Consider the following 22,766-nt stretch of genomic DNA (forward strand, 5'->3'; position numbering starts at 1 on the left):
CGCTGAATGACAGACAACCCCAATTCCCCAGCTACGCTTGTGCTCAGCTCCCACATCTATAAGAGGCTGCGCACGATGAGTCTTTCCTCGTTCAAGATCGCTCACAAACTGATCACCGGCGCCGGGGCCATCGAACAACTGGCGGTCGAGCTCACGCGGCTGGATATCGATAACCCGCTGATTGTCACCGATGCCGCACTGGTCAAGTCCGGCACGGTGGAGCTGGCGCTGGCGCAGATCGGCGAGCGCGAGTACGAAATTTTCGACCGGGTGCTGCCGGATCCGGAAATCGCCATCGTCGAGGACTGCATGCGCGTCTATCGCGAGGGCGGGCATGACGGGCTGATCGGTCTGGGCGGCGGCAGTGCCATCGACATCGCCAAGAGTGTCGCCGCGTACGCCGGTTACCACGGTGCGCTGGAAGATCTGTTCGGCGTTGATCAGGTGCCGCGCAAGGGGCCGCCGCTGATCGCCATCCCGACCACGGCCGGCACCGGTTCCGAGGTGACCAACGTGGCGATTCTTTCGGACAAGGTCGCCCAGTTGAAGAAGGGGATCGTCAGCGATTATCTGTTGCCGGACGTGGCGCTGGTCAGTCCGCAGATGACCCTGACCTGCCCGCGCAGTGTCACCGCCGCCAGTGGCGTCGATGCGCTGGTGCATGCCATCGAGTCTTATCTGTCACTGAATGCCTCACCGATCACCGATTCGCTGGCCATCGGCGCAATCAAGTTGATCGCCCGGTCATTGCCCAAGGCCTACGCCAATCCCTCCAACCTGCAAGCTCGGGAGGACATGGCCACCGCCAGCCTGATGGCCGGCATGGCGTTCGGCAATGCCGGGGTCGGTGCGGTGCACGCGCTGGCGTATCCGCTGGGTGGGCGCTTCAATATTGCCCACGGCGTGAGCAACGCGTTGTTGCTGCCGTATGTGATGACCTGGAACAAGATGGCCTGCGTCGAACGGATGCAGGATATTGCCGAAGCCATGGGGGTGAAGACCGCTCATCTGAGTCTCAATGAAGCGGCCGACAGCGCCGTCGCAGCGATGACCGAACTGTGTTCGGCGGTGGAAATTCCGCAGGGTTTGCACAGTTTCGGCGTGCCCGAAGAGGCGATCCCGGCCATGGCCGTAGAGGCCGCGGGGATCGAGCGCCTGATGCGCAACAACCCGCGCAAGCTCAGCGCCGCCGACATCGAGAAGATCTACCGGGCGGCCTACTGAGAAACTGCCGGCCGCCGGTCATGGCACAACCCAATCATCGCGGTCACGGTGCGCGCGCGGAAACTTGAGGTATACAATGCGCGCCATCGTGATTTAGCTCAGAAAAGGTGCGTCATGCAGCCCTTCGTTATTGCTCCGTCGATTCTCTCCGCCGACTTCGCCCGCCTGGGCGAGGAAGTGGACAACGTTCTGGCCGCCGGTGCCGACTTCGTTCACTTCGATGTCATGGACAACCATTATGTGCCGAACCTGACCATCGGCCCGATGGTCTGCGCCGCGCTGCGCAAGTACGGCATCACCGCGCCGATCGACGCGCATCTGATGGTCAGCCCGGTGGATCGCATCGTCGGCGACTTCATCGAGGCCGGCGCCACCTACATCACCTTCCACCCGGAAGCCACGCTGCACGTCGATCGTTCGCTGCAACTGATCCGTGAGGGCGGCTGCAAATCCGGCCTGGTGTTCAATCCGGCGACCCCGCTGGACGTGCTCAAGTACGTGATCGACAAGGTCGACATGGTCTTGCTGATGAGCGTCAACCCGGGCTTCGGCGGGCAAAAGTTCATCCCCGGCACCCTCGACAAGTTGCGCGAAGCGCGCGCGATCATCGATGCCTCGGGCCGTGACATCCGCCTGGAAATCGACGGCGGCGTCAACGTCAACAACATCCGTGAAATCGCCGCTGCCGGCGCCGACACCTTCGTGGCCGGCTCGGCGATCTTCAATGCGCCGAACTATCAGGAAGTCATCGACAAGATGCGTTCCGAACTGGCGCTGGCTCGCCCATGAGCGGATTTGAGCAGCTGTTCCCGGGGCAACTGCCGCGGTTGGTGATGTTCGATCTGGATGGCACGCTGATCGACTCGGTACCCGACCTGGCGGCAGCTGTGGATAACATGCTGCTCTCCCTCGGGCGCAAGCCTGCCGGTATCGAGTCGGTGCGCGAGTGGGTCGGCAACGGCGCGCCGGTGCTGGTACGCCGCGCCTTGGCCGGCGGCATCGACCATTCCGCCGTGGATGACGTCGAAGCCGAGCATGCGCTGGAGGTGTTCATGGAAGCCTACGGCGCCAGCCATGAGCTGACCGTGGTCTATCCCGGCGTGCGCGACACCCTGAAATGGCTGCACAAGCAGGGCGTGGCCATGGCGCTGATCACCAACAAGCCGGAGCGCTTCGTCGCGCCGCTGCTGGATCAGATGAAGATCGGCCGCTACTTCAAGTGGATCATCGGCGGCGATACGTTGCCGCAGAAAAAGCCTGATCCGGCAGCGCTGTTCTTTGTCATGAAGATGTCCGGCATCCCGGCCTCGCAATCGCTGTTCGTCGGTGATTCGCGCAGCGACGTGCTGGCGGCGAAAGCGGCGGGGGTCAAATGTGTCGCGCTCAGCTATGGCTACAACCATGGCCGGCCGATTGCCGAGGAATCCCCGGCGCTGGTGATCGACGATCTGCGCAAGCTAATTCCCGGTTGCCTGGATACGGCCGCTGAGATAACGTTGCCCGACGCTTCTCAATCCCCTTCTGGAAACGCCATCGTGGTGGTCACCCGCAAACTCTGGATGAAAGTCATCAAGGCCCTGGCCCGCTGGCGTTGGCGCGCCTGACTTGTTCCTGGCCGGCCTGCCGGCGCGTTTGCACACCTGACTGATTTGCACCTCACACCACGAGGCAACCTATGATCCGCGAAGAATTCCTGCGTCTGGCCGCTGACGGCTACAACCGCATCCCGCTGGCCTGCGAAACCCTGGCCGACTTCGACACACCGCTGTCGATCTACCTGAAACTGGCCGACCAGCCCAACTCCTATCTGCTCGAATCGGTGCAGGGCGGCGAGAAATGGGGCCGTTACTCGATCATCGGCCTGCCATGCCGCACCGTGCTGCGGGTTCACGACCATCACGTGAGTATCACCGTCGATGGCGTCGAGACCGAAAGCCATGACGTCGAAGACCCGCTGGCCTTCGTCGAAACCTTCAAGGCCCGCTACAACGTGCCGACCATTGCCGGTCTGCCGCGCTTCAACGGCGGTCTGGTGGGTTACTTCGGTTATGACTGCGTGCGTTATGTAGAGAAGCGCCTCGGCAAATGCCCGAACCCGGATCCGCTGGGTGTGCCGGACATCCTGCTGATGGTCTCCGACGCGGTGGTGGTGTTCGACAACCTCGCCGGCAAGATGCACGCGATCGTGTTGGCCGACCCGGCGCAGGCCGATGCCTACGAGCAGGGCCAGGCGCAGTTGCAGGAACTGCTGGAAAAACTGCGTCAGCCGATCACCCCGCGCCGTGGCCTGGACTTCAGCAAGCAGCAGGCCGCCGAGCCGGTGTTCCGCTCCAGTTTCACCCAGGACGACTACGAAAAAGCCGTCGACACCATCAAGGAATACATCCTCGCCGGTGACTGCATGCAGGTGGTGCCGTCCCAGCGTATGTCGATCGACTTCAAGGCTGCACCGATCGATCTGTACCGCGCGCTGCGTTGCTTCAACCCGACGCCGTACATGTACTTCTTCAACTTCGGCGATTTCCACGTCGTCGGCAGTTCGCCGGAAGTGCTGGTGCGGGTCGAAGACAATCTGATCACCGTACGCCCGATTGCCGGCACCCGTCCTCGCGGGGCTACCGAAGAGGCGGACGTGGCGCTTGAAGAAGACCTGCTGTCGGACGACAAGGAGATCGCCGAGCACCTGATGCTGATCGACCTCGGTCGCAACGACACCGGTCGCGTTTCGGAAATCGGTTCGGTGAAACTCACCGAGAAAATGGTCATCGAGCGTTATTCCAATGTGATGCACATCGTGTCCAACGTCACCGGCCAGCTGAAATCCGGACTGACCGCCATGGACGCGCTGCGGGCGATTCTGCCGGCGGGCACCTTGTCCGGGGCGCCGAAGATCCGCGCGATGGAAATCATCGACGAACTGGAGCCGGTCAAGCGTGGGGTGTATGGCGGCGCGGTTGGGTACTTCGCCTGGAACGGCAACATGGATACCGCCATTGCGATCCGCACCGCAGTGATCAAGAACGGCGAGCTGCACGTGCAGGCCGGTGGCGGCATCGTTGCCGACTCGGTGCCGGCGCTGGAGTGGGAAGAAACCATCAACAAGCGTCGGGCGATGTTCCGGGCTGTTGCGCTGGCGGAACAAACCCCGGACTGAGCGACGGGGGATTCAGCCACAAAAAAACGCGGCGCCTGTGAGGGCGCCGCGTTTTTTATTGCCGACTGATCAGAAGTCGAGACTGACGCCGATATTGACCCCTTGCTGGGTAAAGTCGTCATCCTTGCGAAGGTTGTAGCTGGCGCGAAGGGCGACTTCCTTGGTGAGGTTGTGGCTGACGCCCAGGTTCAGGCGGTTCAGGTTGGTCTGCGGTGTGTAGCCTTCCAGGGTGTAGCGATTGTTCGGCAGGCTGTTGAGGTTCATCGTCAGATCCTGGGCGTCGTCGTTGTATTCGCGCTCGTGGGCGAATTCGCCGAAGACCTGGGTCTGTGCGGTGATCTGGTATTTGCCCTGGATGCCGAGGCCGAGACGGCGGGAGTTGCGCGACTGATCATCGAAGGTCAGCGCAGTGGCGTCTGCGCCTTTCTCCGAGTAACCATCCACTTCCACCTTGCCAAAGTCTGCGCTGACGAAGGGCGACAGGTGCCATGGGCTGCTCGCCTCTGGCGCGATGTCGTAGCCGATGCGGCCGCCGATGGCCAGTACGTAGCCGTCGGTATCGCCTTTCTCGCCACGTTCGTTGACTCCGAGCTGGAACTTGCGCTTCAGGCTGTCGTAGTCCAGATGTCCGGCGGTAACGGCCAGGTCACCCCACCAGCGGTTTTGCTGGTACTGGGCGAATGCGGTGCCCATGTAGGAGTTGAGTTTGTACTCGGAGTCGTTGTCGCCGGCTTCGATTTTCTGGTGATAGAAACCCGCCGCCACACCGACACGCCAGGCGTCGTCGAGGCGGTAGCTGCCACCGATGTTCAGGTTGTAACCGTTGCCGTCGGCGCTTGCCCCTGCATGCTGGTCGTCGAAGTCCTGATGCTGGCCGCCAGCGGAGACAATCGCTCGCCATTGCCCGACGCCTTGCCAGTTTTCCCAGTCGGCCAGCCATTGATTGCGCAGTTCATCCTGATGTGCGCGCAACGTGCCCTGGGCCATTTCCGGCAGCAGGGTCAGTTCCCACGGGGCGGCCAGCAACGAGTAGGCGTAGTCGGCAATCAAGCGTTGCCCGGCTTCGGTCGGGTGTACCGAGTCGTTGTAGATCAGCTTGGTCGGGTCCGGCGTGGCGCTGTTGATCCCGTACCGGGCGTTCTCGGTGCAGCCGTCGCCGCTGAAGCAGGTGGCGACCAGGTTCTGATCAGTGGCCAGGCCAAACTGCGCGGGATTGGCAAACGCCTCCTTCAGCAGAACCGGAATGTTCAGCGGAATGACGTTGGCATTGACCGTCTGCAGTTGGCTCACCAGTTCGGTGTTGAACTGGGCACTGAGTTGCGAGGTGAAGCTTTGCAGCGGCGAGCCGTTGATGGCTGGGGTCAGGCCGATGTCGGGCAGCAGCCAGACCATGATGTAGCGAGCGCCCGCGCCTTGCAGGGTGCGTACGCTGTCGACAAGTCGATCGGCGGCGGCGTTGGCCTGAGGCAGACTTGTGACGCGCCCCTGCAGGAAGTCGTTGCCACCCCCGGTCAGGTAATACAGCGCATTCGGGTCGGCGCGCAAACCGTTCGACGGCAGGTAGCCGGCGCGGGTGCGTTCACCGCTGGCGGATGTAGTGGTGATCGAGTCGAGAATCTGGTCAGTTCGGTAGCCGCCCACTGCCCAGTTATTGCCGTCCGGCAAACCCTGGCCGGCGCGTACCGCCGAATCAGCGGACGCCGTCTGATTCGGCGTGAAGCCCAGTCGACCGCCGATCAATTGGGTGGCGTTCAGGGAGTAGAACTCACCGCTGCCGTCCTGGTAGTTCGGGCCTGTACGGTTGGTGAATCGCTTGACCGAGCCCGTCGGACCGTCAGGGTCGGAGAACGTCCCTGCGTCGCTGAGGCTGTCCCCGAAGACAACGAAGTTCGAATAAGGATTGGGCGCGGCACTCGCCTGGGCGCAGGCGATTGCGAGCAGGCATCCGGCGAGCGGTACAAACAATGTCTGTTTGATCATGAGCAAGTCCGTTTATTTATTGTTGTATGGAACGAAACGACAGTACCAAAAACCTCCGGCGTTTTGCCATCGGTCGTCAACCCTCCCATAGTTTTCCCCCCCGTCAGGCCCGGCCATATTGCACGCTCTGCCCAGCTAAGTTACTGTGCGGGAACGTATGAACGAGACCTTCCCCGTGTTGATCACCAGCAAACTCCTGGATCAAGTCATCAAGGCACACGCCCGCTGGCGTTGGCGCGCCTGAATCTTTTCTGCCGGCCCTGCCGGATCTGTATCGCTTTGCCTTCCTTGCCCGTTTGAAATGCCGCTTTGCCGTCGCCACCTGTGCGTCCGACATTGTGCAGCGTCCTGGCAAGTCATCCGAAGGCTGTTTCCAAGTCAGAATTCAAGAGGTTCGAAACGCCATGTTGCTGATGATCGACAACTACGACTCCTTTACTTACAACGTTGTGCAATACCTCGGCGAGCTGGGTGCCGAGGTCAAGGTCGTGCGCAACGACGAGCTGACCATCGCCGAAATCGAGGCGCTCAACCCGGAACGAATCGTGGTGTCCCCCGGTCCGTGCACGCCGACCGAAGCCGGTATCTCCATCGAAGCCATCAAGCACTTCGCCGGCAAACTGCCGATCCTCGGTGTCTGCCTCGGCCACCAGTCCATCGGCCAGGCCTTTGGCGGTGACGTGGTACGTGCCCGGCAAGTGATGCACGGTAAGACTAGCCCGGTATTCCACGAGGACAAGGGCGTATTTGCCGGTCTGAATCGCCCGCTGACGGTCACCCGCTATCATTCCCTGATCGTCAAGCACGAGACCTTGCCCGATTGCCTGGAACTGACCGCGTGGACTCAGCACGATGACGGCTCGGTCGACGAAATCATGGGCCTGCGTCACAAGACCCTGAACATCGAGGGCGTACAGTTCCACCCGGAATCGATCCTCACCGAACAGGGCCATGAACTGTTCGCCAACTTCCTCAAACAAACCGGCGGCACGCGCTAAGGACTCTCCATGAATATCAAGACAGCCCTGAGCCGTATCGTCGATCACCTCGACCTCAGCACCGAAGAAATGCGCGACGTGATGCGCGAAATCATGACCGGTCAATGCACGGACGCGCAGATCGGCGCGTTCATGATGGCCATGCGCATGAAGAGCGAAAGCATCGACGAAATCGTCGGCGCGGTGTCGGTGATGCGCGAGTTGGCCGATCAGGTCGAACTCAAGACTCTCGACGGCGTGGTCGATGTGGTCGGTACCGGCGGTGACGGTGCAAACATTTTCAACGTTTCCACCGCTTCATCCTTTGTCGTAGCTGCTGCCGGTTGCACCGTGGCCAAGCATGGCAACCGCGCGGTGTCGGGCAAGAGCGGCAGCGCCGACCTGCTTGAAGCCGCCGGGATCTACCTCAACCTGACCCCGGTTCAGGTGGCGCGTTGTATCGACAACGTCGGCATCGGTTTCATGTTTGCCCAGACGCATCACAAAGCCATGAAATACGCCGCCGGCCCGCGCCGCGACCTGGGCCTGCGTACCCTGTTCAACATGCTCGGCCCGCTTACGAATCCGGCCGGTGTCAAACATCAGGTAGTCGGCGTGTTCACTCAGGCCCTGTGCCGGCCCTTGGCCGAAGTCTTGCAGCGTCTGGGCAGCAAACATGTGCTGGTGGTGCACTCGAAGGACGGTCTGGACGAGTTCAGCCTTGCTGCACCGACCTTTGTGGCCGAGCTGAAGAACAACGAGATCACCGAATATTGGGTCGAGCCGGAGGATCTGGGCATGAAGAGCCAGAGCCTGCACGGTCTGTCGGTCGAAGGCCCGGAAGCCTCGCTGGCACTGATCCGCGACGCGCTGGGCAAGCGCAAGACCGAGAACGGCCAGAAGGCTGCGGAAATGATCGTGCTCAATGCCGGTGCGGCGCTGTACGCGGCCGATCTGGCAACAAGTCTGAAAGAAGGCGTGGCGCTTGCCCACGACGCTCTGCACACCGGCCTCGCTCGGGAAAAGCTCGAGGAGTTGGGTGCCTTTACCGCGGTATTCAAAGTGGAGAATGAGGGATGAGTGTACCGACGGTTCTGGAAAACATTCTGGCCCGCAAGGTTCAGGAAGTCGCCGAGCGTAGCGCCCGTGTGAGCCTGAGCGAGCTGGAAAGTCTGGCCAAGGCGGCCGATGCACCCCGAGGTTTTGCCCGTGCCTTGCTGGCGCAGGCCAAGAAGAAACAACCGGCAGTGATCGCCGAAATCAAGAAGGCGTCGCCGAGCAAGGGCGTGATCCGCGAGAACTTCGTTCCCGCCGACATCGCCAAAAGCTACGAGAAGGGCGGGGCGACCTGCCTGTCGGTATTGACCGATATCGACTACTTCCAGGGCGCCGATGCCTACCTGCAACAGGCCCGCGCGGCCTGCTCGCTGCCGGTGATCCGCAAGGACTTCATGATCGATCCGTACCAGATCGTCGAAGCCCGTGCCTTGGGCGCCGATTGCGTGTTGTTGATCGTCTCCGCGCTGGATGACGTGAAAATGGCCGAACTGGCTTCGGTGGCCAAAGGCGTCGGTCTCGATGTGCTGGTGGAAGTGCACGACGGCGATGAGCTGGAGCGCGCATTGAAGACTCTTGACACGCCGCTGGTCGGGGTCAACAACCGTAACCTGCACACCTTCGACGTGAGCCTGGAAGCCACCCTCGACCTGCTGCCGCGCATTCCGCGTGATCGTCTGGTGATCACCGAAAGCGGAATCCTCAACCGTGCCGATGTCGAACTGATGGAAATCAGCGATGTTTACTCGTTCCTGGTCGGTGAAGCGTTCATGCGTGCCGAAAGCCCGGGCATTGAGCTGCAACGCCTGTTCTTCCCTGAGCGCGGCGTTCCGGTGAGCGGTTCGACCCTCGACTGATCGAGTTTTCGCAGGCACCCGCCCCCTGTGGGAGCGGGCTTGCCCGCGAAGGCAGCATAAGATTCACCTCAGGCTTAACGTCCTATGGAAACCTTATGATCCCCACTTCCCTGACCATCGAAGTCGGCCTGCAAGCCGAACAGGATCTGCTGGCCTCGGTCTGCGCCGGTGATGCTGAATTTGGCTTGCTGTTCTGGCAGCCCAGCGACCGCGCTTTGGTCATGCCTCGCCGTTTGAACCGCTTGCCCGGATTCGATCACGCCTGCGAAGTCTCCGCTGCTGCCGGCTGGCCGGTGTTGCTGCGTGAAACCGGTGGTGAACCAGTTCCGCAATCGGCATCGACCATCAACATTGCACTGGTCTACGCGCCGCCTCGCAGCGAAGGTGATCTGAACCGCATCGAAACCGGTTACCGGCGTCTGTGTGATCCGATCTGTCAGTTGCTGGATGAGTTGGGCGGCACCTCGTCGCTGGGTGAAATCGACGGCGCATTCTGCGACGGTCGTTTCAACGTCAACCTAGACGGACGCAAGATGGTGGGCACCGCTCAACGCTGGCGCCAGAGTCAGGGCGGTCAGCGCCCGGTGGGTTTGGTGCATGGTGCGATGCTGCTGGAGGACGAACGCGAATCGATGGTCGCGGCGGTCAATCGCTTCAACGAGGCGTGTGGCCTGGAGCAACGGGTACGTGCCGCCAGCCACATCGCGCTGCATGAGAAATTCCCGGCGCCCCATGCCTTGGCGCGTCTCGATGAGCTCTTTCGTTTGATGCTGGCGCAGATCTACGCCGGCTGAGTTTTCGAACTCAGCGAGTGCCGAAGACCACCATGGTCTTGCCTTTCACATCCACCAGATTGCGTTCTTCAAGATCCTTGAGCACGCGACCGACCATCTCCCGCGAACAACCGACAATCCGCCCGATTTCCTGGCGGGTGACCTTGATCTGCATGCCGTCCGGGTGGGTCATCGCGTCGGGTTGCTTGCACAGCTCCAGCAGGCAGCGAGCAACACGGCCAGTGACGTCGAAGAACGCCAGATCGCCGACCTTGCGCGTGGTGTTGCGCAGGCGTTGTGCGATTTGTCCGCTGAGCACGTAAAGAATGTCTGGATCCTGCTGCGACAACTCACGGAATTTGGCGTAGCTGATTTCCGCGACTTCGCACTCGACCTTGGCCCGCACCCAGGCACTGCGCTCCTGTTCCTGGCCGGCCTGTTCGAACAGGCCCAGCTCGCCGAAGAAATCCCCGGCATTCAGGTACGCGATGATCATCTCGCGGCCGTCGTCGTCCTCGATCAGGATCGTGACCGAGCCGCGGATAATGAAGTACAGCGTGTCCGAGCGATCCCCGGCGCAGATGATGTTGCTCTTGGCCGCATGGCGCCGGCGCTGGCAATACATCAGCAGCTTGTCGAGGTTCTTGATTTTAGGTGTGGGGGTAATACCAACCATGGTTGTATCCCGAAAAGACTGCACGGTTATATTTGGTTTTTATATGAGGCGCTGAGGCGGTTGCTACCAAAACTGGCTGGGCGCCAGTGAATTGGCGCCAGCTTACCAGACACTTCGTCGAAAATTCGAGAAATTACCTACGCGGTAAAGGCATCGGTCCTAGGATCACCGCTCGCAGTCAAACCGGGGCCCTGTGCTAAGCTGGCGACCCTTTTTTCTACAGTGGAGTCTTGGCGATGAAGGCACGCATCCAATGGGCTGGCGAAGCCATGTTCCTCGGCGAATCCGGCAGCGGTCATGTCGTGGTCATGGACGGTCCGCCGGACGCCGGTGGTCGCAATCTGGGTGTTCGCCCGATGGAAATGCTCCTGCTGGGCGTTGGCGGTTGCAGCAACTTCGACGTGGTCAGCATCCTGAAGAAGTCCCGTCAGGCCGTTGAAAGCTGCGAGGCTTTCCTGGAAGCCGAACGCGCGACCGAAGATCCGAAGGTGTTCACCAAGATTCACATGCACTTCGTGGTCAAGGGCCGTGGCCTGAAAGAGGCCCAGGTCAAACGCGCCATCGAGCTGTCGGCGGAGAAGTATTGCTCGGCCTCGATCATGCTCGGCGCGGCCGGCGTAGCGATCACCCACGACTACGAAATCATCGAACTCGGCTAAGCCGACATTCAACTATCATAAAAGCAGTGCAGACTCTGGCGATCCCCCGCTGACGTCTGCATAATGCGCCACTTTTTTCAGGGCAGTGACCGGTCAACCCGGGTCATCCGCCTGAACAGATAACCAAAATCGCCATCGCGAAGAGGTGTTAACCGTCCTACGCAGGTGCGTTGTTCGCACTTGACGGGCATGCTTGATCACGCGGCCGGGCCGCATACATAGAGAGTTTTTAACGGTGAAAAGCAAACTCAAGCTCCACGGGTTCAATAACCTGACAAAGACCTTGAGCTTCAACATCTATGACATCTGCTACGCGGAAACCCCGCAAGACCAGCAGGCTTACGTCGAGTACATCAATCAAGAGTACAACGCGGAACGCCTGACGCAGATCCTCACGGAAGTTGTCGAAATCATTGGTGCCAACATTCTGAACATTGCCAGTCAGAACTATGAGCCTCAGGGTGCCAGCGTCACGATTCTGATCTCGGAAGAACCGGTTACCCCGACCGAAAGCCAGATCGAAGAGTCCCCGGGTCCGCTGCCGGAAATCATCCTGGCCCACCTCGACAAGAGTCATATCACGGTGCATACCTACCCGGAAATCCATCCGGACGCCGGTATTGCGACGTTCCGTGTGGACATCGATGTGTCGACCTGTGGTGTCATTTCACCGCTCAAAGCGCTCAACTTCCTCATTCACCAGTTCGATTCGGACATCGTGACCGTGGATTACCGTGTGCGCGGCTTCACCCGTGACGTTGAAGGCAACAAGCACTTCATCGACCACGAGATCAATTCAATCCAGAACTACCTTTCCGAAGATACTCGCGACGCGTACCAGATGACCGACGTGAACGTGTATCAGGAAAACCTGTTCCACACCAAAATGCTGCTGAAGAACTTCGAACTGGATAACTACCTGTTCGGCGATGCCACCAGCAATCTGTCGTCCGAGCAACGTGCTCAGGTGACCGAGCGTGTGAAACACGAAATGCTGGAAATCTTCTACGCACGCAATATGCCGAGCTAAGAAATCCAGGCACAAAAAAGGCGACTGCTTTGCGGCAGTCGCCTTTTTTATGGGCGTTTTTCAGATCCGGTAGGTGCTTTTGGTCATTACTTTTGCCAACAGGCTCATGCCGAATTTCACCGGTGCCGGGAAGCGGAAACCGCCAGCCTCCAGCGCACTTTCTGCGTGATGTTCTTCATCGATACGCATCTGTTCCAGAATCGCCCGGGATTTTTCATCCTCGGCCGGCAGTTGTTCCAGATGCTCGTTCAAGTGTTTGCAGACTTGATGCTCGGTCGCCGCGACAAAGCCGAGGCTGACCTTGTCGCTGATCAGTCCGGCAACTGCGCCGATCCCGAACGACATGCCATAGAACAGCGGATTGAGCACGCTGGTGTGGCTGCCCAACTGATGAATGCGCTGTTCGCACCAGACCAGATGATCGATCTCTTCTTCGGCCGCATGCTCCATGGCTTCGCGTACCTGCGGCAGCTTGGCGGTCAGTGCCTGGCCTTGATATAGCGCTTGGGCACAGACTTCGCCGGTATGGTTGATGCGCATCAGGCCGGCGACGTGGCGGGTGTCTTCGTCGCTCATCTGCACGTCGGGCTGCACGATGGCTGGCGACGGGCGGTACGGTTGGCCGCTGAAGGGCAGCAGGGTTCGCATCGCGGCATCGGCTTGCAGCAGAAGACGGTCAATTGGCGAATAGTGACGTTGGGTAGTCATGCTGACCTCCGGGAAGAATCTCGGCGGCCAGTTTAACCGAATCGGCCGGGGAAGGTTTGCGCTGAGTCATGTGGGAGCAGGGCGCTCCCACAGATTTCGAGTTCGATCAGCCCGGCGGCCAGTTCATCTGACGCTGACCGAGTACGTGCATATGAATGTGGTAGACCGTCTGCCCACCCTTTTCATTGCAGTTCATCACCACCCGGAAGCCTTCTTCGCAACCCAGCTCCAGCGCCAGACGCTGAGCGGTGAACAGGATATGCCCGGCCAGTGCTTTGTCGTCTTCGGTCAGGTCGTTGAGGGTGCGCACCGGTTTCTTCGGGATCACCAGAAAATGCACTGGTGCCTGTGGGGCGATGTCGTGGAACGCCAGAACCTGGTCGTCCTCGTAGATGATCTTCGCCGGGATTTCCCGGTTGATGATCTTGGTGAACAGAGTATCCACAGCTGTTTTCTCCGTTGTGTGAGCTGGGCTGAGTGTACCCACGAGGGATCACCGCGCCCAGCCATTTGCCTGCCGGCCCTTCAGCGCGGGCAGTAGGCTTTGTTGACCATGCCGACGATGGTGCGGTTGAGCCAGCGCGAACCCAGCCGTGGCAGAAAGGCGAACCAGCGGTTCCGGCGCCCGGGAATGATGATCGCGCGGTTTTTCTCCAGGGCGCGCACGGTATAAAGCGCGACCTCTTCGGGGCTCATCAGCAGTTTGCTGGCGTTGAGTTTGTCGTTGTTCAGTTGCGCTGTGCGAAAGAACGCCGTGCGCGTCGGGCCGGGGCAGAGCACCGAGACTTTCACTGCGCATTTTTTCAGTTCCACCCGCAGTGCTTCGGAGAAGTGCAGGACGTAGGCCTTGCTGGCGTAGTAAGTGCTCATCCACGGGCCGGGATTGAACGCGGCCACCGACGCTACGTTGAGAATCTGCCCGCCACCCTGCAGGGCCATGCTGTTGCCGATCGCGTGGCACAGGCGGGTGAGGGCGAGGATGTTCACCTCGATAAGGTCCTGCTCGGTCATCCAGTCTTGGGCCAGGAACGGACCGCAGGTGCCGATGCCAGCACAGTTCACCAGCAGATCGATCTGCCGGTCGCCTTCTTCAAGCTCCAGCAAAAAACCGGACAGGCGCAACGGCTCGCCCAGGTCGCAGGCCCGGAACAGCACCTCCACACCAAAACGCTGGGTCAGTTCAATCGCAATGCTTTCCAGCTGATCACGCTGTCGGGCCACCAGAATCAGGCTGCGGCCACGGCGGGCCAGGGCTTCGGCCATGGCCAGGCCGATGCCGCTGGAAGCGCCAGTGATCAGAGCGTAACGGGTCATGCAATTCTCCATCGCAACAGCTCCGCGCCGTGGACGCAGGTGTCACGGCGCGGAGCGCTGTTCATTCTTTCGCAGAGTCTACAGGGGCCGGCGCGGCTTCGGCTGCATCGTCCACCGAATTCGGCTCGGGCTCGACCTCGACATCGACTTCATCGGCGGTCACCGAACCACTCTCATAGCTGCTTTCGAGGCTGGTTTCGTACTCCTGCTGGATCGCAGAGATCCCGCCCAGCATTCCACCGACGAAGAACAATCCAATAATGACAATCCACAGGGAGCACAGCACTTTGACGGCGGTGCTGTTCGGTGGCGGTGGCGGGCCATAGCGATTGGCGCCGGTATTGCCCGGCATGACCATGATCACCAGGGGGAAGAAGCTGCCCACGAACGGTACCAGTGTCAGCAGCCAGAGCCAGCCTGACCAGCCGATATCGTGCAGACGCTGCACGCTGAACAGGATGCCGACGATCGCGAAGGCCAGGAGCAGGAAGAAGGCGAAGATACCGCCGATGATCAGGCCGGAGGTCGAGTCGGCGCTCACCAGGCCCAGACCGATCAGTGCAAACACACCGATGATTGGCAGGGTCACCAGACTCAGTACCATCGACCATGCCAGGTAACGCAGGCGTCCGATCCGGCCTTCGACACTCAGTGGCTTCAGGGTGGAGAACTCCGGCAATTGCTCACCGACACTGGCCCGAGGCGGTGCATAAGGAGAATCAGGCTCTGCCACGGCGGCGGAGTGTTCCTGAACATCGGACAGATTCAGTTCAATGGCTGTTTCCGGCTCGATCCGGGCGTCGATCCCTGTCTTGCTTAGCGCTTGCAGATAGGTCTGGGCGTCGCTGTGTGAGAGGTCGCGCTTGAGGGCAACGGCGCGTCCATTGAACAGGCGCTCGATGCCGGCCACGTCACTCTTGAACAGGTCGGCCAGATTGAGTTTGGCCGTGGTGATATCGACGCCAGGCTGAAGGGCTCCGTCGAAAACGATCTTGTAACGCGGTTCGCTCATGACCGAGGCATCCTTGTCGCGAAAGAAATTGAATTGAAACGTGTTGCAGTCGCTCAGTGTAAGGCCAGTCACGCAACGACTGGCCGGAATTTTCTCAGCGTGGCCAGCGTTTCGGAAGTTGAGCTGCGTGCTCCAGGGCCTGGCGATACTCGGCATCGAGGCGCGCCACCAGTTGATCCACGCTCGGCAGGTCCTCGATTTCCCCGACACCCTGGCCTGCCGACCACACGGTTTTCCAGGCTTTGGCTTCATCATTGATCGGCTTGAGTTTGTCGCCGAAGTTGACTTCACCCTTGCCTTGTAGCGAAGCCATGTCGAAGCCGGCAGCTTCCAGGCTTTGACGCATGAAACTGGCCGGTACTCCAGACACGGCAGGAGTATGAATGATGTCCGCGGCCTTGGCTGTCAGGAGCATCTCCTTGTAGGCGTCGGTCGCATGACTTTCGGTCGTACCGATGAATCGTGTTCCGAAGTAGGCCAAATCCGCGCCAAGCAGCTGTGCGGCGAGAATCTCATGGCCATGGTTCAAACATCCTGCAAGCAGCAGCGTCTTGTCGAAGAACTGACGAATCTCGGCAATCAGCGAGAACGGGCTCCAGGTGCCGGCATGTCCGCCGGCACCGGCAGCAACGGCGATCAATCCGTCGACGCCGGCTTCGGCGGCTTTTTCCGCATGGCGGCGAGTCGTCACGTCGTGGAAAACCAGGCCGCCGTAGCTGTGCACCGCGTCCACCAATTCCTTCACTGCGCCAAGACTGGTGATGATGATAGGCACCTTGTGCTCGACGCAGATGTTCAAATCCGCCTCCAGACGTGGATTGCTCTTGTGAACAATCAGGTTCACGGCATACGGCGCCGGGTTATCCAATGTCACCAATCCCGCTTCGATCTGTTCCAGCCAGGCCTTGAACCCGCTGCTCTCGCGTTGGTTGAGTGCCGGAAAGCTACCCACCACGCCATTGCGACAGCACGCGAGCACCAGTTCTGGATTGGAAATCAGGAACATCGGCGCGGCTACGACAGGCAAGCGCAGACGTTGTTCGAGCAGAGCGGGCAGCGACATCGGAAGTACCCCGGAAAGTTGAACCAGTTGAAGTTAGAACGGCTTGACCACGACCAGAATTACGATAGCCAGCAATATCAGAACCGGCACTTCATTGAACCAGCGATAAAAGACATGGCTGCGGGTGTTCTCGCCACGGGCAAAACGTTTTACCTGCGCGCCGCACATGTGGTGATAGCCGATCAACAACACGACCAGGGTCAGCTTGGCGTGGATCCAGCCGCCGCTGCTGAAGATGCTCGGGTTCAGGTAGATCAGCCAGCCGCCGAAGATCAGCGCGGCAATCATCGCCGGGCCCATGATGCCGCGATACAGCTTGCGCTCCATGGTGCTGAAGCGTTCCTTGCTGATCGTGTCTTCACTTTGCGCGTGATAAACGAACAGTCGTGGCAGGTAGAAGAGGCCGGCAAACCAGCACACGATGCTGACGATATGCAGCGCTTTGATCCATAGATAGAGCATTTTTGGTTATTCCCCAATTCACGGTAGGCCGGATAGTAGAGGCTTGAGCGTCCGCACGTCACCTTGACGGTTGTCGCAGGGGCGCGCGGCCCCTATTATCGACGGCTTTCCAGTGGGTTCGTTGAGGGCAGGTTTATGGTCAAGGTCGGTATCGTCGGCGGCACGGGTTACACCGGTGTCGAACTGCTGCGTCTGTTGGCACAGCATCCGCAGGCAGAAGTGGTGGTGATCACTTCCCGATCCGAGGCTGGTCTGGCCGTGGCTGATATGTACCCGAACCTGCGCGGTCACTATGACGGTCTGGCGTTCAGCGTGCCGGACATCAAGACCCTGGGCGCTTGCGACGTGGTGTTCTTCGCCACTCCGCACGGCGTTGCCCACGCACTGGCCGGTGAATTACTGGCAGCGGGTACCAAGGTAATCGACCTGTCGGCGGATTTCCGTCTGCAGGACGCCGAAGAATGGGCCAAATGGTACGGCCAGCCGCACGGTGCGCCGGAGCTGTTGGACGAAGCGGTTTACGGCTTGCCGGAAGTCAACCGTGAGCAAATCAAGAAAGCACGCCTGATCGCGGTGCCGGGTTGCTATCCGACTGCAACGCAGCTGGGTTTCCTGCCATTGCTTGAGGCAGGTCTGGCCGATACTTCGCTGTTGATCGCCGACTGCAAGTCGGGCGTCAGCGGTGCCGGTCGTGGTGCTGCCGTAGGCTCGCTGTACTCCGAGACGTCGGAAAGCATGAAGGCTTATGCGGTGAAAGGTCACCGTCATCTGCCGGAAATTCGTCAGGGTCTGCGTCGTGCAGCAGGCAAGGATGTCGGTCTGACCTTCGTGCCACACCTGACGCCGATGATTCGTGGCATTCATTCCACGCTCTATGCGACCGTGGTGGATCGCTCGGTGGATCTGCAGGCGCTGTTCGAAAAGCGTTATGCCAATGAACCGTTCGTCGACGTGATGCCAGCCGGCAGCCATCCGGAAACCCGCAGCGTGCGCGGCGCGAACGTTTGCCGTATCGCGGTTCATCGTCCACAGGATGGTGATCTGGTGGTGGTGCTGTCGGTGATCGACAATCTGGTCAAGGGCGCGTCGGGTCAAGCGGTGCAGAACATGAACATTCTGTTCGGTCTGGATGAGCGTTTTGGTCTGTCCCACGCGGGCATGCTGCCGTAAGACTGATCTTGCTTGATGAAAAGGCCCGTCTGACGGGCCTTTTTGCATTCTGGGTCGCTGATGGCTTTATTGATATACCGTAACAATAGTTGACCGATTTTCTAGGACAAGCGGATAATGCGCGTCATCACGCATTATGGCGGCGTAACGCCGGGAGATAGTCAGCATGAGCGTCGAATCCTTCACCCCCACGGCTTTGCAATTCACTCAGGGTGCCGCGCACAAGGTGAAGAGCCTGGTCGATGAAGAGGGGAATGATCGCTTGAAGCTGCGCGTATTCGTTACGGGCGGCGGTTGTTCAGGGTTTCAGTACGGCTTCACCTTCGATGAAGATGTGGCCGAGGACGACACCATCGTCGAGCGCGAAGGCGTGAGTCTGGTGGTTGATCCGATGAGCTTCCAGTACCTGGCGGGTGCCGAGGTGGACTATCAGGAAGGTCTGGAAGGTTCGCGTTTTGTGATCAAGAACCCGAATGCCACCACCACTTGTGGTTGCGGTTCTTCGTTCTCGATCTGATCTCGCCTCACCGTACACAACAAAACGCCGCAGAACCTCACGGTTCTGCGGCGTTTTGTTATCTGCGTTTTATCTCAATTGGGGTAGATGGCGCCAAGTATGCGCAGGCCTTTTGCACCGGTGACGCTGGGGCGATTGGCGGTGATGCCTTCAAGGCAGCAATGGGCCAGCCAGGCAAAGGCCATGGCTTCGACCCAGTCTGGATCGACACCGTGGGTCGCGGTGTTGGCGACTTTCGTGTTGGGCAGAAGGTCGGCCAGGCGTTTCATCAGGGTCGCGTTGTGGGCGCCACCGCCGCAGACCAGGAGTTCTTCAGTATTCGATTGAGCGGTTTGCAGCGACTCGACGATGGTCAGTGCTGTCAGTTCGAGCAGAGTTGCCTGTACGTTTTCGGGAGCGAAATCCGGCAGGTGTGACAGATGCTGTTCTAGCCAGGGCAGGTTGAATACTTCCCGGCCGGTGCTCTTCGGACCTTTGGTCGAGAAGAAGGAATCGCTCAACAATGCCTTGAGTAGGGTTGGTTCAACTTTACCGCTGGCTGCCCATTGACCGTTGCGATCATAGTTTTCGCCACGCTGGCGATGAATCCACGCGTCCATCAGAACATTCCCGGGGCCGCAGTCGAAACCGGCTACAGGCTTGTTCGGCTCGATCAGACTGAGATTGCTGAACCCGCCGACATTCAGGACCGCGCGGTTGCCGGTACGCTCTTCGAACAAAGCTTCATGGAAGGCCGGGACCAGAGGGGCGCCTTGGCCGCCGGCAGCCACATCGCGGCTGCGGAAATCGCTAACAACGGTAATCCCGGTCAGCTCGGTCAGCAGCGCAGGGTTGCCGACCTGTACGGTGAACCCGCGTGCCGGCTCATGGCGAATGGTCTGGCCGTGGCTGCCGATCGCGCGAATGGCTTCGGGTTTGAGCTGTTGCCGTTCGAGCAGGGCGTGAATACCTGTTGCTGCAAGCTTCACCCAGTTCTGCTGGGCAATGGCCGAGCGGGCGATCTCATCGGGGCCGCTGGCGCACAAGCCAAGTAGCTCGGCGCGCAGGGAATCAGGCATGGGAATGTAGTGCGTGGCGATCAGGTTGATCGCCGAGGTCTGCTCGATCAGGGCGATGTCCAGACCATCGAGGCTGGTTCCGGACATCACGCCGATATAAAGAGCCATGGCTTAACGCTTGCTCGAAGCCAGCATGGTGGCCTTCTCTTGGTCCATGCGCGCCATCAACGGCTGGCTCTGCGCCAGGAAGCGTGCGCGCTCGGATTTGGCGATCGGATCGGCCATTGGCAGTTTCTGGCCCAATGGATCGACGTGAACGCCGTTGACCTGGAACTCGTAGTGCAGGTGCGGTCCGGTGGACAGGCCGGTGGTGCCGATGTAACCGATCACCTGGCCTTGCTTGACGGTACCGCCGGTTTTCACGCCTTTGGCGAAGCCTTGCATATGGCCGTACAGCGTGCGGTAGGTATTGCCGTGCTGAATAATCACGGTGTTGCCGTAACCACCACGGCGACCGGCCAGCAGTACTTTGCCATCACCGGCAGCCTTGATAGGCGTACCGCGTGGAGCTGCGTAGTCGACACCTTTGTGGGCGCGAATCTTATTGAGGATCGGGTGTTTACGGCCCATGGAAAACTTGGAACTGATGCGGGCGAAGTCCACCGGCGTGCGGATGAACGCCTTGCGCATGCTGTTGCCGTCGGCAGTGTAGTAGCTGCTGTTACCCTGCTTGTTGGTGTAGCGCACGGCCGTGTAGGTCTTGCCGCGGTTGGTGAAGCGGGCGGACAGGATCGGACCATTGCCGACGGCTTTGCCATTGACCACTTTCTGCTCGTAGATCACGTCGAACTCGTCACCCTGGCGGATATCCTGGGCGAAATCGACGTCGTAGCCAAATACGCTGGCCATATCCATGGTCAGGCTGTGGGACAGGCCGGCGCGGGCGGCGGACTGGGACAGGGAACTATTGATCACGCCGTGGACATAGGCGGTACGAACGGTTGGCTTGGCGGTAACGCGGTTGAAGACATAGCCCTTGTCGTTCTTGGTCAGGGTAATGGTTTCAACGTCGCTGACCTTGCTGTGAAGATTGGTCAGTTGACCTTGTGGATTGAGTTCGAATTCGAGTTTCTGGCCGTGTTTGAGCTGGCTGAACTGTTTGGCCTGTTTGTCGCTGGCCAGAACTTCGTGCACGGCAGCGGCGGGGAGGCCTACCTTCTCGAACAATGTCGAAAGGGTGTCACCCTTGGAGACGATCACTTCCCTGTGGCCTGGAGCCTTCTTTTCAGGCGCGACCGGTGCAGGCGCTGGCGCGGCCTCGGCGGTTTCAGGTTTGTCTTCTGCGCTGTTTTCGATCTGAGCGAAGGGCGAGGCTACTGGCTCATTTGTGGCTTGAACCGCGTCAGCAGCGTCTTGGTCTTGTGTCAGTTGTTCAGCAGGACTTTCCAGTTCGAGGCTCAGGGTCGTCTTTTTGGCTTCAACATCACTGGAGGGAAATACCAGGAGCGCCAGGCTGAGAAGGGCGGCGATCCCACTTGCGGCAAGCAGGTGGGTCTTCGGGTAAAGCGGTGGCGCTTTAGACGGTTCAGTGGTCATAAGTAGTTTTGACTTTGAAAAGATGAATTGGAAAAGATGAATGACATGATGAAGATGAAATAACTGTATAAAATATAACCAAATCATCTCTGAGGCAAGTCCGCAGGCATCTCGCTCGTGGATTGGTATCCGTGCGCCGGGCAAAACTTGTAATTGGTGCACGATCTTGTATGGTTGGTTCCCTTTGAATCTGAGCCTTGCGGGTCTGTTATGAAGTCGGTTGAAGAGCAGCTAGCGCTGATTAAACGTGGTGCGGAAGAACTGTTGGTCGAGTCCGAGCTGATCGAAAAGCTCAAGCGTGGCCAGCCGCTGCGAATCAAGGCTGGCTTCGATCCAACGGCGCCGGATCTGCACCTTGGGCACACTGTGCTTATTAATAAGCTGCGTCAGTTCCAGGAGCTGGGGCATCAGGTGATCTTCCTGATTGGTGACTTCACCGGAATGATCGGTGATCCGAGTGGCAAGAGTGCAACTCGTCCGCCGCTGACCCGTGAGCAGGTTCTGGAAAATGCCGAGACCTACAAGACTCAGGTATTCAAGATTCTTGATCCGGCGAAAACCGAAGTCGCATTCAACTCCACCTGGATGGATCAGATGGGGCCTGCAGACTTTATTCGTCTGACTTCGCAGTACACCGTTGCTCGTATGCTTGAGCGTGATGACTTCGACAAGCGTTACACCACCAATCAGCCAATCGCCATTCATGAGTTCCTCTATCCGCTGGTTCAGGGGTATGACTCGGTTGCATTGCGCGCGGATGTCGAGCTGGGCGGTACCGATCAGAAGTTCAATCTGCTGATGGGGCGCGAGCTGCAGCGTGGTTATGGTCAGGAAGCTCAGTGCATTCTGACGATGCCGCTGCTCGAAGGGCTGGATGGCGTTAAAAAGATGTCCAAGTCGTTGGGCAACTACGTCGGTATCCAGGAAGCGCCGGGTGTTATGTACAGCAAGCTGGTTTCGATTCCGGATGCATTGATGTGGCGCTACTTCGAGCTGCTCAGCTTCCGTTCGATGGATGAGATCAATGCTTTCCGTGCCGATGTAGAGGCGGGTGCCAACCCTCGCGACATCAAGATCAAGCTGGCTGAAGAAATTGTTGCGCGCTTCCATGGGGAAGAGGCTGCCGCCAATGCTCACCGTGGTGCGGGTAACCGTATGAAGGACGGCGAGCTGCCAGATGATTTGCCAGAGGTTGAGCTCACTGCTGCCGAGGATATGCCGATTGCTGCTGTCCTTAATAAGGCTGGCCTGGTGAAGAACTCGGCGGCGGCTCGTGATCTGCTGGCTTCCGGTGGTGTGCGTATAGATGGTGAGGTTGTCGATCGCTCCTTTATATATGTGCTCGGCGCGACTCACGTTTGTCAGGCTGGCAAGAAGGCTTTTGCACGGATTACGCTGAAATCTGAGTAAAGTTGAAATAAGGGGTTGACGGCGAATTCTAGAGGCCTATAATTCGCCCCACTTCCGGCGCAGTCGAAACGGAAAACTCCTTGAAACTCAATGAGTTACACGTTTTTCGACAGTGGCTTGCTTCAGGTTA

Annotated in this window: 23 protein-coding genes; 13 read left to right on the forward strand and 10 right to left on the reverse strand. The window is 59.4% G+C overall.

Annotated features, from left to right (window positions below; all coding sequences use genetic code 11):
- Positions 1-75 precede the first annotated feature (75 nt).
- From CAF87_RS12820 to trpE, 4 genes are all read left to right on the forward strand, one after another.
- A complete protein-coding gene (locus tag CAF87_RS12820; protein WP_085731717.1) occupies positions 76-1,224 on the forward strand; it encodes an iron-containing alcohol dehydrogenase in 1,149 nt (382 codons plus the stop codon).
- 114 nt (positions 1,225-1,338) lie between these two features.
- On the forward strand, positions 1,339-2,013 hold the full coding sequence (rpe, locus tag CAF87_RS12825) for a ribulose-phosphate 3-epimerase (protein WP_003228808.1): 675 nt from the start codon (positions 1,339-1,341) through the stop codon (positions 2,011-2,013).
- A complete protein-coding gene (locus tag CAF87_RS12830; RefSeq protein WP_085688443.1) occupies positions 2,010-2,828 on the forward strand; it encodes a phosphoglycolate phosphatase in 819 nt (272 codons plus the stop codon). The genes rpe and CAF87_RS12830 overlap by 4 nt, the downstream gene beginning before the upstream one ends.
- 71 nt (positions 2,829-2,899) lie before the next feature.
- A complete protein-coding gene (gene trpE / locus CAF87_RS12835) occupies positions 2,900-4,378 on the forward strand; it encodes an anthranilate synthase component I (RefSeq protein WP_085709232.1) in 1,479 nt (492 codons plus the stop codon).
- 69 nt (positions 4,379-4,447) lie between these two features.
- On the opposite strand, the gene estP is transcribed toward trpE, so the two are convergent.
- A complete protein-coding gene (estP, locus tag CAF87_RS12840) occupies positions 4,448-6,358 on the reverse strand; it encodes an esterase EstP (protein WP_085731718.1) in 1,911 nt (636 codons plus the stop codon).
- A 404-nt stretch (positions 6,359-6,762) separates the two neighbouring features.
- Between estP and CAF87_RS12845 the strand changes: the two genes are divergently transcribed.
- From CAF87_RS12845 to CAF87_RS12860, 4 genes are all read left to right on the forward strand, one after another.
- A complete protein-coding gene (locus CAF87_RS12845) occupies positions 6,763-7,356 on the forward strand; it encodes an aminodeoxychorismate/anthranilate synthase component II (RefSeq protein ID WP_007956309.1) in 594 nt (197 codons plus the stop codon).
- 9 nt (positions 7,357-7,365) lie between these two features.
- On the forward strand, positions 7,366-8,415 hold the full coding sequence (trpD, locus tag CAF87_RS12850; protein WP_085731719.1) for an anthranilate phosphoribosyltransferase: 1,050 nt from the start codon (positions 7,366-7,368) through the stop codon (positions 8,413-8,415).
- Positions 8,412-9,248, forward strand: a complete 837-nt coding sequence (trpC, locus tag CAF87_RS12855) for an indole-3-glycerol phosphate synthase TrpC (RefSeq protein ID WP_085731720.1) — start codon at positions 8,412-8,414, stop codon at positions 9,246-9,248. The genes trpD and trpC overlap by 4 nt, the downstream gene beginning before the upstream one ends.
- Positions 9,249-9,343: 95 nt before the next feature.
- On the forward strand, positions 9,344-10,042 hold the full coding sequence (locus tag CAF87_RS12860) for a lipoate--protein ligase family protein (protein ID WP_085731721.1): 699 nt from the start codon (positions 9,344-9,346) through the stop codon (positions 10,040-10,042).
- Between the two features lie 10 nt (positions 10,043-10,052).
- On the opposite strand, the gene crp is transcribed toward CAF87_RS12860, so the two are convergent.
- A complete protein-coding gene (crp, locus tag CAF87_RS12865) occupies positions 10,053-10,697 on the reverse strand; it encodes a cAMP-activated global transcriptional regulator CRP (protein WP_085731722.1) in 645 nt (214 codons plus the stop codon).
- 236 nt (positions 10,698-10,933) lie between these two features.
- On the opposite strand from crp, the gene CAF87_RS12870 reads away from it, so the two are divergent.
- Positions 10,934-11,356 carry an OsmC family protein gene (locus tag CAF87_RS12870; protein WP_007941657.1) on the forward strand — a complete coding sequence of 141 codons (423 nt, stop codon included), beginning with the start codon at positions 10,934-10,936 and terminating at the stop codon, positions 11,354-11,356.
- 235 nt (positions 11,357-11,591) lie between these two features.
- Complete coding sequence (gene speD, locus CAF87_RS12875; RefSeq protein WP_007956315.1) at positions 11,592-12,386, forward strand: adenosylmethionine decarboxylase; 795 nt, start codon at positions 11,592-11,594, stop codon at positions 12,384-12,386.
- A 60-nt stretch (positions 12,387-12,446) separates the two neighbouring features.
- Here speD and coq7 read toward each other — a convergent pair whose 3' ends face one another.
- The 6 genes from coq7 to hemJ form a co-directional block, all read right to left on the reverse strand.
- A complete protein-coding gene (gene coq7 / locus CAF87_RS12880) occupies positions 12,447-13,094 on the reverse strand; it encodes a 2-polyprenyl-3-methyl-6-methoxy-1,4-benzoquinone monooxygenase (protein WP_007956317.1) in 648 nt (215 codons plus the stop codon).
- Positions 13,095-13,200: 106 nt separating this feature from the next.
- Positions 13,201-13,539 carry a histidine triad nucleotide-binding protein gene (locus CAF87_RS12885; RefSeq protein WP_003228789.1) on the reverse strand — a complete coding sequence of 113 codons (339 nt, stop codon included), beginning with the start codon at positions 13,537-13,539 and terminating at the stop codon, positions 13,201-13,203.
- 80 nt (positions 13,540-13,619) lie between these two features.
- Positions 13,620-14,408 carry an SDR family oxidoreductase gene (locus CAF87_RS12890; RefSeq protein ID WP_007956321.1) on the reverse strand — a complete coding sequence of 263 codons (789 nt, stop codon included), beginning with the start codon at positions 14,406-14,408 and terminating at the stop codon, positions 13,620-13,622.
- A gap of 61 nt (positions 14,409-14,469) precedes the next feature.
- On the reverse strand, positions 14,470-15,420 hold the full coding sequence (locus tag CAF87_RS12895) for a DUF805 domain-containing protein (protein WP_085731723.1): 951 nt from the start codon (positions 15,418-15,420) through the stop codon (positions 14,470-14,472).
- Between the two features lie 94 nt (positions 15,421-15,514).
- Positions 15,515-16,483, reverse strand: a complete 969-nt coding sequence (locus tag CAF87_RS12900; RefSeq protein ID WP_085731724.1) for a nitronate monooxygenase family protein — start codon at positions 16,481-16,483, stop codon at positions 15,515-15,517.
- Between the two features lie 33 nt (positions 16,484-16,516).
- Positions 16,517-16,945, reverse strand: a complete 429-nt coding sequence (hemJ, locus tag CAF87_RS12905) for a protoporphyrinogen oxidase HemJ (RefSeq protein ID WP_085731725.1) — start codon at positions 16,943-16,945, stop codon at positions 16,517-16,519.
- Positions 16,946-17,080: 135 nt separating this feature from the next.
- Between hemJ and argC the strand changes: the two genes are divergently transcribed.
- Positions 17,081-18,115 (forward strand): N-acetyl-gamma-glutamyl-phosphate reductase, encoded by a 1,035-nt coding sequence (argC, locus tag CAF87_RS12910; protein WP_085731726.1) that lies wholly within the window; start codon positions 17,081-17,083, stop codon positions 18,113-18,115.
- Between the two features lie 166 nt (positions 18,116-18,281).
- Positions 18,282-18,632: an iron-sulfur cluster insertion protein ErpA gene (gene erpA / locus CAF87_RS12915; protein ID WP_003228776.1), complete on the forward strand. Its 351-nt coding sequence runs from the start codon at positions 18,282-18,284 to the stop codon at positions 18,630-18,632.
- 74 nt (positions 18,633-18,706) lie between these two features.
- Here the strand turns inward: erpA and CAF87_RS12920 are convergent, their stop codons facing one another.
- Both CAF87_RS12920 and CAF87_RS12925 read right to left on the reverse strand, forming a co-directional pair.
- Complete coding sequence (locus tag CAF87_RS12920; RefSeq protein WP_085731727.1) at positions 18,707-19,798, reverse strand: anhydro-N-acetylmuramic acid kinase; 1,092 nt, start codon at positions 19,796-19,798, stop codon at positions 18,707-18,709.
- A 3-nt stretch (positions 19,799-19,801) separates the two neighbouring features.
- Positions 19,802-21,226, reverse strand: a complete 1,425-nt coding sequence (locus tag CAF87_RS12925; protein ID WP_085731728.1) for a peptidoglycan DD-metalloendopeptidase family protein — start codon at positions 21,224-21,226, stop codon at positions 19,802-19,804.
- A gap of 210 nt (positions 21,227-21,436) precedes the next feature.
- Between CAF87_RS12925 and tyrS the strand changes: the two genes are divergently transcribed.
- On the forward strand, positions 21,437-22,636 hold the full coding sequence (gene tyrS / locus CAF87_RS12930; RefSeq protein WP_085731729.1) for a tyrosine--tRNA ligase: 1,200 nt from the start codon (positions 21,437-21,439) through the stop codon (positions 22,634-22,636).
- Positions 22,637-22,766 lie beyond the last annotated feature (130 nt).

The organism is Pseudomonas sp. R38(2017), from assembly GCF_002112395.1.
In the GTDB taxonomy this organism is placed as follows: Bacteria; Pseudomonadota; Gammaproteobacteria; order Pseudomonadales; family Pseudomonadaceae; genus Aquipseudomonas.

Excerpts from the sequence above, each read along its gene's own strand:
- CAF87_RS12820 (WP_085731717.1), top strand. The coding sequence starts at position 76 with ATGAGTCTTTCCTCGTTCAAGATCGCTCACAAACTGATCACCGGCGCC.
- rpe (WP_003228808.1), top strand. The coding sequence starts at position 1,339 with ATGCAGCCCTTCGTTATTGCTCCGTCGATTCTCTCCGCCGACTTCGCC.
- CAF87_RS12830 (WP_085688443.1), top strand. The coding sequence starts at position 2,010 with ATGAGCGGATTTGAGCAGCTGTTCCCGGGGCAACTGCCGCGGTTGGTG.
- trpE (WP_085709232.1), top strand. The coding sequence starts at position 2,900 with ATGATCCGCGAAGAATTCCTGCGTCTGGCCGCTGACGGCTACAACCGC.
- estP (WP_085731718.1), bottom strand. The coding sequence starts at position 6,358 with ATGATCAAACAGACATTGTTTGTACCGCTCGCCGGATGCCTGCTCGCA.
- CAF87_RS12845 (WP_007956309.1), top strand. The coding sequence starts at position 6,763 with ATGTTGCTGATGATCGACAACTACGACTCCTTTACTTACAACGTTGTG.
- trpD (WP_085731719.1), top strand. The coding sequence starts at position 7,366 with ATGAATATCAAGACAGCCCTGAGCCGTATCGTCGATCACCTCGACCTC.
- trpC (WP_085731720.1), top strand. The coding sequence starts at position 8,412 with ATGAGTGTACCGACGGTTCTGGAAAACATTCTGGCCCGCAAGGTTCAG.
- CAF87_RS12860 (WP_085731721.1), top strand. The coding sequence starts at position 9,344 with ATGATCCCCACTTCCCTGACCATCGAAGTCGGCCTGCAAGCCGAACAG.
- crp (WP_085731722.1), bottom strand. The coding sequence starts at position 10,697 with ATGGTTGGTATTACCCCCACACCTAAAATCAAGAACCTCGACAAGCTG.
- CAF87_RS12870 (WP_007941657.1), top strand. The coding sequence starts at position 10,934 with ATGAAGGCACGCATCCAATGGGCTGGCGAAGCCATGTTCCTCGGCGAA.
- coq7 (WP_007956317.1), bottom strand. The coding sequence starts at position 13,094 with ATGACTACCCAACGTCACTATTCGCCAATTGACCGTCTTCTGCTGCAA.
- CAF87_RS12890 (WP_007956321.1), bottom strand. The coding sequence starts at position 14,408 with ATGACCCGTTACGCTCTGATCACTGGCGCTTCCAGCGGCATCGGCCTG.
- CAF87_RS12895 (WP_085731723.1), bottom strand. The coding sequence starts at position 15,420 with ATGAGCGAACCGCGTTACAAGATCGTTTTCGACGGAGCCCTTCAGCCT.
- CAF87_RS12900 (WP_085731724.1), bottom strand. The coding sequence starts at position 16,483 with ATGTCGCTGCCCGCTCTGCTCGAACAACGTCTGCGCTTGCCTGTCGTA.
- hemJ (WP_085731725.1), bottom strand. The coding sequence starts at position 16,945 with ATGCTCTATCTATGGATCAAAGCGCTGCATATCGTCAGCATCGTGTGC.
- argC (WP_085731726.1), top strand. The coding sequence starts at position 17,081 with ATGGTCAAGGTCGGTATCGTCGGCGGCACGGGTTACACCGGTGTCGAA.
- erpA (WP_003228776.1), top strand. The coding sequence starts at position 18,282 with ATGAGCGTCGAATCCTTCACCCCCACGGCTTTGCAATTCACTCAGGGT.
- CAF87_RS12920 (WP_085731727.1), bottom strand. The coding sequence starts at position 19,798 with ATGGCTCTTTATATCGGCGTGATGTCCGGAACCAGCCTCGATGGTCTG.
- CAF87_RS12925 (WP_085731728.1), bottom strand. The coding sequence starts at position 21,226 with ATGACCACTGAACCGTCTAAAGCGCCACCGCTTTACCCGAAGACCCAC.
- tyrS (WP_085731729.1), top strand. The coding sequence starts at position 21,437 with ATGAAGTCGGTTGAAGAGCAGCTAGCGCTGATTAAACGTGGTGCGGAA.